Consider the following 9472-nt stretch of genomic DNA (forward strand, 5'->3'; position numbering starts at 1 on the left):
ATCTCTTTTCAATTTCAGTTTTAACTGATATTATTCCTATTAAAGCAGTAGGAATAGTGGGTGTTTTTAAAATGTCTTTGTATGAAAAATTACCAAGTGATTTTTTGATTCAATTTTATTATGAAATGAAGAAAATGATTTCAAAAGGATTAGTTTCTAAAAATATGTACTATGAATTAGGACTAATAATTGCAGCTGCGTCAAGAAGAGGGATACTATTGGATAAGCCAAAAGATTTTGAACAACACATTGTCCACGAATTATTAATGGAATTAAATAACTAGTTTTCCACCGTGATTGAATAAAGTTAATCGTAAGAGGTCTTCCATTAAACAAACAAAAAAAGCCACTGATAATAATCAGTGGCTTTCTTCAACTAAAGCACCCGATAGTTTAAGTGAAATATTTCACAATTTCTAAAATTAATTTTTAGGAAACTCCAGTAAACTATCTTCCCCTGTACAATTAATCTATGTATGATTTGATAGTAGGAATATTTCAGTTTGTAGGGTCTAAACGAAAATGAAATTCGAATTTAGGTCAAATTATTAGTTTTTTTTAAAAGTCCTAATTTTAGAAATCCGGTTGTTTTGTCCAAGCTCACTTAATCCTTTTCCATAGACTAATTAAAAAGGAGATGAGAAAGTGATGAAATATAAAGGAGAATTACTCACAGATTTCTCAAGAAATTCTAAAAATGAACTTTTAAAGGAAGAAAAAGTATATCAATCATCGGCACACCAAGAGTGTATTGACCGTGCTTATCGTATTCCCATATTTTTAAGTACGACAACTCATTTAAATGACAACCAACTACGGTTTCTAGACCGTCTAATTTTAGAGATTGAGAGTGCTTTACTTTTTCCACGTACATTACCTTTAAGCGAAAGTTATCCCGAATCCATTTTAACTGATATTCGTCGGTTAGTTTCATCAAGCTATGGAATGTTGGCAGTAAACCTTCGTCGTTTTAAAATTCAAACAGTTGACGTCAATGCAGGACCCCTTCCACCATCCACTCCTTTCTGGATAGGATCAGTTTATTCACAAGTAGAACCTTCAATGGCTTTTCAATTTGGTCTACCCTTATTATTAGTAAGGGAAGAAGATACTGACGCAAATAATGGAATTTGGGCAGGAGGAATTGCCCCACTCAACCTATTTATAGTTTGGCATTCTGAAACTCAAACTGTTGATCAATTCTTTAACACTCCTGAATGGAAATCAGCCTTTGCAAATTGGAGTGCACAAGTAAGAAATGCTTTTTATATTCAGACAGAGCCTAAGTTCAAGTATAGATGTGAATGATAAACTGGTACTTTAGCATCAAGTCGAATATTTTTAATAAGTTGAAAATATACAAGATTTTATTCACCTTAATATATTTTTGGCTTATTTACATAAAAATAGCATTTGCATAAACAGAACTTTTTAGTTTCCAAATACACTTACTTCATCAGCTAACCTGCCCCGTTGAACAACGAAAAAAAGCTGCCTAAGCAGCAAAATATATAGTACAGGTTTCCCATATAGCAAAAACTGAGTATATCTTATCTAAAAGTGTCAGATATGTTTGGCATAACAGTTTAATTCTTTATCATTGCTAAGTATTTCTCGGAGTTTGTCTTTAGTTTCAGAGGACAAAATCTTTTTCCTTTTGAAATGTGTGGCATATAAAGCTCCCATTTCCCTTAGCTGCTCATCAGATTCATACAAAATTCTAAATAAGGCATTTTCAATGCTTGGAACGTATTCTTTTGGATTTGGATGTTTAATCATATAATTGAAAACAGGGATTATAATATCAATTTTATTGGATGCCAAGGAATATGTAATATTTTCAGATGTCCAATTTTTGATAAAATTACGTTTTATTTCTTCCCCATAATTATATTCTTCTTCCTCTTCGCTACTATCATCTTCTATGTACAATCCTTTTAAAAACATGCTAAAAGATTTTGCTAATACCATAGTTTGTTCTGATTCAGTATCAATATAAATAACTTTTGGATTTTTGCTTCCTACTCTATAATCCAACGCTACCCAGTAATGCCCGTCCCCTGATATAAGAACAATGTCGGAAGGCAAATCCCATTCTTTTATTAAATATTCACTCTCTAAAATACCGTTTTCTTCGCCAATACCCCTTATATGTTCAACTTGAACGTGGTTTTCTGCCCAAACAGTAGGTTTACTGGTGGGGAATGCATTAAAAGTGATAAAACCGCCGTTCTGCTCTTTCAAAATTTGCAGATACGACTTTGGCAATGTAACTCCTAGTTTTGCCTCAGCATTTTTAATTACCTTCTCGGTCAGTGGTTCTAATTTGTAAGATTCAATTTCTTCCTTCCAAAATTTCTCCATTGATATTTCCTCCACAAACACTGATGTTTTTTAAGTATTCTCCATCAACCTTATTCGACATTGTAGAACCATTTCCTTCTTAAACTAACCTGCTCCGTTACTTCAATAAGAAATAGCGATCCTTCGTTATTGAAGCATCGCACCTGTTAGCTTAAGTACATTTCTCACAATTTTGCGTGGAGTACCGTTCAACTATATTTATTTTAGATTTATTTTTTACTTTTTTCTCCTTATGATGCTGTTCACTAAATTTTGTGTTGCATCCTGTCCAGTTTCTGATGCATTTTCAACGGCAGTCTGTACATAACGTGTTGCTGAATGGTTTAGATTGTTAAACACTTGCATCTTGTTTTCAACTACATTATCTGGATGTTGGTCATGTTTTGCCATTATTATTACCTCCTAGTTATCATTCGAAGTATATAGTGTGGATTATGTCAATGAAATATACCAGTTTTAGCTTTTTAAGTTGTAGAAGAAGTTCTCCTTCTTCAACCTGCCACGTTAACACAATAAGAAAAAGCCGCCTATGTATGGTAGCTGAATCTTGAACTCTTGCACCCGTTACTTTAAGTGAATCAATTCACAATCCATTAGACTTGACTTAGTTCACTTAGTAAAAAAATGGACTGTTATCATAAACTTTGTTATGTAAAGAAATTTAAAAATAAAAACCTTCGTAATTGAAGGTTTATCGAAACCACTTCTTTTTAAAAATGGTTTTCTTAATGGGGGTAGGTTCAGTTATATATTGAAAAGTATATAAGATTAAAGCTCTGACGAAATCTATTAACAGGTATTTGAATTTTGATAAATTTTCTAAATTGAATATCCGAAAATCTTTTACATATTTCAATCCTCCAAAGATAAAGGACGTATGAAGAATAGTATTTGTAATCAGATATAACGGAAATTTACCAAAAGTCATTTTTAACACCCAAAGGCTAGTGACAAGGTATGGACCGAAATTCATAAAATTCATGCTGTTAAAAGGTCCAATACCATTATAAAATTTCCACCAATTTTTCTTTTCACCATAAAAATCTAAAGCTTTAGTGAATGTACACATAAAAATGGCAGTGGGCAGAAATCTTTTAAATGCTTTACTACCCAGTAAAGGTACCGTTAACCAAGGCAGAACCAGTAAAGAAAGCAATAACAATTTTTGATTTTTCATTTATATCACCCAGAGGATATTTGTTTTATCAGATTTTAGCTTATTCTTTAACAAAAGTTCCTGCTTTATACAATCCCCACATTCTTCACAATTCGTTTTTCTTTCTTAAACTAACCTGCCATTAAGCACATAAGAAAACGGGATCGCCACAGCCATCCCATCTTTAACATATGCACCCGTTAGTTGAACAAGTACCTTCTTTTCTATTGCATATAATGTTCGAAATATAATACCTAATCCTCCTCTAATCCCATTATTTAGAATCATTAACAGGAGTAAACTCTCTTTTACAATCTGGACATTTTCCCAAGTAACTCTTTTGGTCAGCATTAACATAAAATCTAAATTGATTCCCCTTTTCACAATGTGTACATTTCCAGTACCCTTGTATATATCCACTTGTTATTTCGGGGCTGTCACAATCGACAGAATACACAAGATAAGGTTTATCTGGTGCATAATGCGGTTTGTACATAAATGGTTTTAATTGGACCATTATTTTTTCCTCCTTTTAGTGAATAGTTTGGGTCATTGCTTCATTTTATTTATATTTATATATTCTACATTTGTAATACCCAAATTTTCACAGTGATACTCATAATTAAAACAATTGTTTGTCACTTTTGCATTTGGGGCTATTGGATAAATAATCGCATAATTCACACTTTCATAATATGGGTCAAATGCTACATAAAAAGATTATAATTTCATCACTGTTCTTCCACTAACCTGCCCCTTTAGTTGAATAAGAAATGGGATCGCCACAGCAATCCCAACTTGAAGTAACGCACCCGTTCGTTGACCAAGCTCCTTTTCTTCTATTGCACATTATGTTCGTTTTGTTCACTTTTATTTAGCCTTTAATCGTTTTAATTTTCTTTTATGGGTTCTTATAGCTGTTTTCGTATCTTTTATACTTGTTGTAACCACTCCATTGCTTTCTACTACCACCAAATTATCAATTCCGCCTTGATAGTTTTTATAGGAAATATACATAAATATCATCCTTCCATTATGAATAATATTTGTCTTTACTTAATTTATTTTTTTCGGGTATTACATCCGGTTACTTACGATAATTCTAGCCTTTATTTTTTTAGTTGAGATTAAAAAGTCGTAAAGTTTTCTTTAATTATTGCCGAATAGACCACTCTAAAATGTGCTTAATAGTTGCAAATTACGACATTAAAAAATTATATTCTCCTCCTGTTCTTCCACTAAGCTGCCCGTTACTTTAAGCATATAAAAATCAAAATTGGGTATCAAAAAGATATATGCAGGATAGGGGTTGACTGATCTGTGGAATGGAGGAGTTGCTCATGGAAAAGATGAATCGAGGAATTTTGACGGCGCTGTCGGCGATCGGCATAGCGCAAGGACTTAAAATTATAACTCACAAGAAGTTGACGGGAGATTGGGACTTGAAGCAGGCTTTCACAACGGGAGGTATGCCTAGTTCGCACTCCGCGGGTGTAGCAGCTCTAGCTTCCTATGTGGCGGCGAATAAAGGATGGCGACATACTGAGACATCTCTTGCAACAGTGTTTGGCGTGATTGTGATGTATGATGCTCAGGGAATTCGTCGCCATACAGGCGAAATTGCGCAGCTCGTGAACGATCTTGAAGATAATCTAGTGAAATTTTCGGGTGAATTTCCTAGCTTTGAGTATGTGGAGCGAGAGAAAGAACTGAAGGAAATTCTCGGTCATCAGCCGGTGGAAGTAGGAGCTGGTGCGTTGCTTGGCATTGTGCTTGGTCTTATTTCGGCGAAAATCGAGGATGGTAAGCAAATGAAACACGAAGAGCTGGAATTAGAAGTATAAATCATTCCAATATGCTTTTTTAATATTAAATGAGTCCTATTGCGACACTGTGTTGTAATTGAGTTTATGGGAAATTTGGAAATAACTCTGAACAACATGAATACACATGTAGAAATTGAAAAAGCCTTCCTAACGTTAGGAGGGCTTTTATGCTGTCCAATGCTCAGAAGAAGGTATTCGCAAGAATCCCTTCTTTGTAAGGTCGCGATACTTCAAGACTCCTTTTAGCTTTGGCAGAATAGCGGAGTTGACGGAATTTCAGGTCACCCTGGTTCGTTAATTTACTATAATGATAGATATCTGACGTTAATGGTGAGAATGGAAAAAACCGCCCGAAGTCGGTAGTGATTAACTGACTTGTTTATACGATTTGAAAATTGTTTTCTTCATAATGAATCGTCTGTTAATAAAGATAGCTACCAACAAAGCTAGTAAACCGGTTAGAAGTACATTGCCGTAAGTTTCAAGAGGAAATGGTTTGCCCTCAAGGTGGATATCATTGGAACGATATTCGAGTCGTTTCACTGCATGCTTGGCAGTTAAAAGGTCTTCTTGTTTAGCTAAGTCTTCCAATGGTGCTTCAAATACATATCTATTTGGTGAATCGCTATGAATGAGGTTCGTCTCTTTAGAATTACCTTTTTCACTCCAAAGTTTTACGTCGGCTGCCGCTAGGGATTTTGCGTTGCCACCTGGTATGATCATTTTATCCAATCTTGGAGCATTCGATATTTGATGCCTAGCCACTATATTAAGGTGATGTTTTGTAGCAATGGGTGCATCCGAACTCGAAACGGTCAAGACTTGTGTCGTTCCTGTGGCTGCGTAAGTATCAAATATAGAAGATAATGCGATTTCATCCATGTCGTTATAAAGTAGTACACCTGCCTTTGTCTTATTCCACTGGAAGGAAAGATTCAATAAAAAAGTTGCAAAATATATGTCCTTTTGAAAAGGTTCTACTTTTGGGTTTTGAACGAAGTGGTAAGAAGGATAACTGATTTCTTTCGATATTTTTTTAGCCATGGGTTCTCCTAGTTTTTGAGCTATCAGATGCAGCACAGCATCGATACCTGCAGTTTGACCCGCTGAAGTTAAGGTGTTACCTTCGTGGACATACCGCACATCCTCTTTCCAATGAGTGTCAGGATATTGCTTGCTTAGTAAAGATATCCCTTGCCAGTGTGTGGTGGCTGATTTTCCTTTTAATAAGCCTGCATCGGCAAGATTCTCTGATCCACTGCAAATGCTCAAGATAGTGGTTTTACTGCTGGAATGTTGTTGAATCCATTCCCGAGTGGGTAGATATTTCTTTTCATCAAATATCGGCATGTAAGGAACGACGATAATGTCGGGACTTTTGCCTAATAATTTATCTAATTCTTTATAAGAGTAATGGGGGACTACATCCAGACCGCCCGATAACGTCTTTACGTTTTTGTCTGGAGCAACAGCAAATACATTAAAAGCGTTTGTTCTAGATAACAAATCATAGGGAATCATAAAATCAAATACCTCAGTGTCTACATTCGCTAATAGAACTGCTACTGTAGGTTTATTAGGATCATACTTTGGTGGTTTAACACCATGTAGAGAAGGAACTGGCTCATGGCGGACATTCTTGAAAAAATCATTCTGTGAACGAACAAATCCGAGGAATCCCACCCCTCCCACAAACACGGCAAAAATCAATACATAAACAACGAAACTTACTACTAACCTTTTCATTTTATATTCCTCCTCCGGATATGAATGTTGTTATTCTTTAACGCGACAAAATCTCCAGACTCCAATGAATAAACTTTTGATACATCCTGAAAAAAAATCATTTTCTACCTCCAAAATGTGGTTATTTGTTATTGAATACCTCTGTATTACATTTTACTTAGTTTGACCATGATAAAAACCGCACTCTTTTTGGGTATTACCGTAAAATTTCGTGGTACCCCCACAGGGTATTTGTTGTTATCTTGATTTCATATTATCTTTTTTCTAAAACCTTCATAATTGTGCTAGAGCTTGATTTTTATATCAGACTTCAGATTTAGCCGGTTTCAGACCACAAAAAAGACAGAGACTGAAATAGTCTCTGCCTAAGATATTGCCTTAAAAACCGATATCAAGTTAAAGAACTAGACCCTAACTTGAACAATAAATAATTACTTCGCTTTTTGCGTCAAATGTGAATTAAAAGGGAGAGAATTTTCCACTCTCTCTTCAACTAAACTGCAACGTTACTTAAATAAAAAAGCTGCCGAGATTCGCAGCTGGTTCTTCAACTCTTATTTCTAAAGAGGCGAATTATTTAACCTCCGTGATGAACATTTCTTTTTATTTCATTATTTCTTGTTTATCGTAATCCCTTAACGCCCAAGTTAAAATATCATTTGCATAAAGTCCTACATCGTCTGGTGGAATTTCAACAAATTCACCATCAATAAATGCAGCCCAATGGATGTTTTCTGTAGGTTTTTCAACCAATCCATTGATTTCTGTAATCATACCGTTTGTTTCCGCTACATCAAAGTTGTTTTTGGTTATGTCGTAAATAGTGTCTCCCTCTTCAAATGTTATATTTTTCTTTACTATAACTTTATTGTTTTGATCCATAATCTGAATAATGCCATTTACTTCGACTGCATATGCCGGATTTGCAAGCCATAAAGTAAACAAAAAGGGGAGTGCAAAAGCAAGTTTGTACATATATATCCTCCTCATTTTTTTCTTATTTTTTCCTAATGTCATTTAATTATGAGTGTTGTTTTAATATAAAAACACCTAACAAGTTGTTAGGTGTAATTTCAAATATAAATAGAATTAACTATAACAAATGTGGTTAATGACACCGGTTTATCGCTAAAATTTAATCTAGGTTTTAAGCGATTGAAAAAGAATCAATTTTTTTGTATTTTTGACTGTTATTAAACTATCCTGAGACATTACTTCAATAAGCAAATTGCAATCCTCCGTATTGAAGCATCGCACCCGTTTGTTTAAGTACATTTTTTCACAATCTGATGAATAAGGTTTTGTTATCTGCTACAAAAAGGGAACGCCAAATGACGAACCCTTAGGAGTAGTTGCTACTGATTTACCAGAAACAATTTCAGGTACAGAACTAAAATCTGCAATTGATGATTTCTACAACATTGCAATTCCGGCTGAGAGCATTGCTCGTGCTATTGCATTTGCAATTGAACAACCATCAGATGTAGCGATTAATGAGATGATTATTCGACCAACAGTTCAAGAATTCTAAAAAGAAAACTTATTTAATGAAGCTGCCCCACTTTTATTTTTGGGACAGCTTCTTCATTACCTTATTCTTTGCAATAAATTTATCAGAAGGGGTAATAACATAAAAATTGAAAGAAAGTAGGAATTAAAATATGGCAAATGAACAATTAAGCAATAGCACAATCTTTCCATTGGGAAAAAAAGTTGAAGCAAACTTTATCGGTGATGCATACTTACAAATGGTGTTCACCGATCCAACGCCACTCAATGCATCAATCGGGAATGTAACCTTTGCTCCAGGAGCTCGCAATAACTGGCACACTCATAAAATTGGGCAAGTTTTGTTAGTTACAGGTGGTGAGGGTTGGTATCAAGAGGAAGGAAAACCAGCCCAATTACTCAAAACGGGGGATGTGGTGAATATTCCACCGCATGTAAAACATTGGCATGGTGCGACAAAAAACAATTGGTGTGTACACTTAGCAATTACACCGGGAGAAACGGATTGGTTAGAACCTGTCGATGATGAATGGTATAAGAAATTATAATATGAAATTAAAATATAAATAAAAGTCGATTTTTCATATGTGGAAATCGGCTTTTTTCTATAACTTGTGAAGGATTGTACTGATATGAACGAAACTGTCAATGCTCCCTACCAAATTGGTTTTGGTTTCGGTTTTTGTGCAACTTTAAGAAGAGAAGCGTTTTTCGGCTTCTTTGCTTTTTAGTTGGGTTTCAGCCTTTTCAAGGCTAGGGAATCTCCTTCTCAGCTTACTAACTGCTCCTCAATCTCCAAATTGGCTGTCAAGTGCTCTCCTTGACAGCCAATTTGGAGATTGAGATACTTTTTAAAGCTGAGAATGAATAA

11 protein-coding genes are annotated in these 9472 nt (G+C 34.8%); 4 read left to right on the top strand and 7 right to left on the bottom strand.

The genetic code is table 11. The features are described from left to right. On the top strand, positions 1-284 hold a 284-nt coding region (locus tag BR30_RS37345), incomplete at its 5' end, for a hypothetical protein (protein WP_035445666.1). A 364-nt stretch (positions 285-648) separates the two neighbouring features. Beyond that, positions 649-1308, top strand: a complete 660-nt coding sequence (locus tag BR30_RS0115885; protein WP_026565847.1) for a hypothetical protein — start codon at positions 649-651, stop codon at positions 1306-1308. Between the two features lie 255 nt (positions 1309-1563). Here BR30_RS0115885 and BR30_RS35995 read toward each other — a convergent pair whose 3' ends face one another. The 5 genes from BR30_RS35995 to BR30_RS36780 form a co-directional block, all read right to left on the bottom strand. Continuing rightward, the gene (locus BR30_RS35995; protein ID WP_026565848.1) at positions 1564-2364 is read right to left on the bottom strand and encodes an SMI1/KNR4 family protein; all 801 of its coding nucleotides are present in this window, start codon (positions 2362-2364) and stop codon (positions 1564-1566) included. Positions 2365-2580: 216 nt separating this feature from the next. Beyond that, positions 2581-2754, bottom strand: coding sequence for a hypothetical protein (locus tag BR30_RS36770; RefSeq protein WP_155928660.1), 174 nt, complete (start codon positions 2752-2754; stop codon positions 2581-2583). 301 nt (positions 2755-3055) lie between these two features. Next, complete coding sequence (locus BR30_RS35270) at positions 3056-3541, bottom strand: hypothetical protein (protein ID WP_051633646.1); 486 nt, start codon at positions 3539-3541, stop codon at positions 3056-3058. A gap of 105 nt (positions 3542-3646) precedes the next feature. After that, positions 3647-3871 carry a hypothetical protein gene (locus tag BR30_RS37960; protein WP_231507734.1) on the bottom strand — a complete coding sequence of 75 codons (225 nt, stop codon included), beginning with the start codon at positions 3869-3871 and terminating at the stop codon, positions 3647-3649. 519 nt (positions 3872-4390) lie between these two features. Next, complete coding sequence (locus tag BR30_RS36780) at positions 4391-4537, bottom strand: hypothetical protein (protein ID WP_155928664.1); 147 nt, start codon at positions 4535-4537, stop codon at positions 4391-4393. 323 nt (positions 4538-4860) lie between these two features. Between BR30_RS36780 and BR30_RS0115920 the strand changes: the two genes are divergently transcribed. After that, positions 4861-5364, top strand: a complete 504-nt coding sequence (locus BR30_RS0115920; RefSeq protein WP_026565850.1) for a divergent PAP2 family protein — start codon at positions 4861-4863, stop codon at positions 5362-5364. Positions 5365-5712: 348 nt separating this feature from the next. On the opposite strand, the gene BR30_RS0115925 is transcribed toward BR30_RS0115920, so the two are convergent. Together BR30_RS0115925 and BR30_RS0115935 are read right to left on the bottom strand one after the other, a co-directional pair. After that, positions 5713-7092, bottom strand: a complete 1380-nt coding sequence (locus BR30_RS0115925) for a DJ-1/PfpI family protein (protein ID WP_026565851.1) — start codon at positions 7090-7092, stop codon at positions 5713-5715. A gap of 603 nt (positions 7093-7695) precedes the next feature. Beyond that, complete coding sequence (locus BR30_RS0115935) at positions 7696-8067, bottom strand: DUF4430 domain-containing protein (protein WP_026565852.1); 372 nt, start codon at positions 8065-8067, stop codon at positions 7696-7698. A gap of 686 nt (positions 8068-8753) precedes the next feature. Here BR30_RS0115935 and BR30_RS0115940 point away from each other — a divergent pair. Beyond that, positions 8754-9149, top strand: coding sequence for a cupin domain-containing protein (locus BR30_RS0115940; protein WP_026565853.1), 396 nt, complete (start codon positions 8754-8756; stop codon positions 9147-9149). The last annotated feature ends 323 nt before the right edge of the window (positions 9150-9472 follow it).

Source organism: Bacillus sp. UNC41MFS5, assembly GCF_000686805.1.

Coding starts and splice junctions, on each gene's coding strand:
- BR30_RS0115885 (WP_026565847.1), top strand. CDS start 649: ATGAAATATAAAGGAGAATTACTCACAGATTTCTCAAGAAATTCTAAA.
- BR30_RS35995 (WP_026565848.1), bottom strand. CDS start 2,364: ATGGAGAAATTTTGGAAGGAAGAAATTGAATCTTACAAATTAGAACCA.
- BR30_RS36770 (WP_155928660.1), bottom strand. CDS start 2,754: ATGGCAAAACATGACCAACATCCAGATAATGTAGTTGAAAACAAGATG.
- BR30_RS35270 (WP_051633646.1), bottom strand. CDS start 3,541: ATGAAAAATCAAAAATTGTTATTGCTTTCTTTACTGGTTCTGCCTTGG.
- BR30_RS37960 (WP_231507734.1), bottom strand. CDS start 3,871: ATGCTGACCAAAAGAGTTACTTGGGAAAATGTCCAGATTGTAAAAGAG.
- BR30_RS36780 (WP_155928664.1), bottom strand. CDS start 4,537: ATGTATATTTCCTATAAAAACTATCAAGGCGGAATTGATAATTTGGTG.
- BR30_RS0115920 (WP_026565850.1), top strand. CDS start 4,861: ATGGAAAAGATGAATCGAGGAATTTTGACGGCGCTGTCGGCGATCGGC.
- BR30_RS0115925 (WP_026565851.1), bottom strand. CDS start 7,092: ATGAAAAGGTTAGTAGTAAGTTTCGTTGTTTATGTATTGATTTTTGCC.
- BR30_RS0115935 (WP_026565852.1), bottom strand. CDS start 8,067: ATGTACAAACTTGCTTTTGCACTCCCCTTTTTGTTTACTTTATGGCTT.
- BR30_RS0115940 (WP_026565853.1), top strand. CDS start 8,754: ATGGCAAATGAACAATTAAGCAATAGCACAATCTTTCCATTGGGAAAA.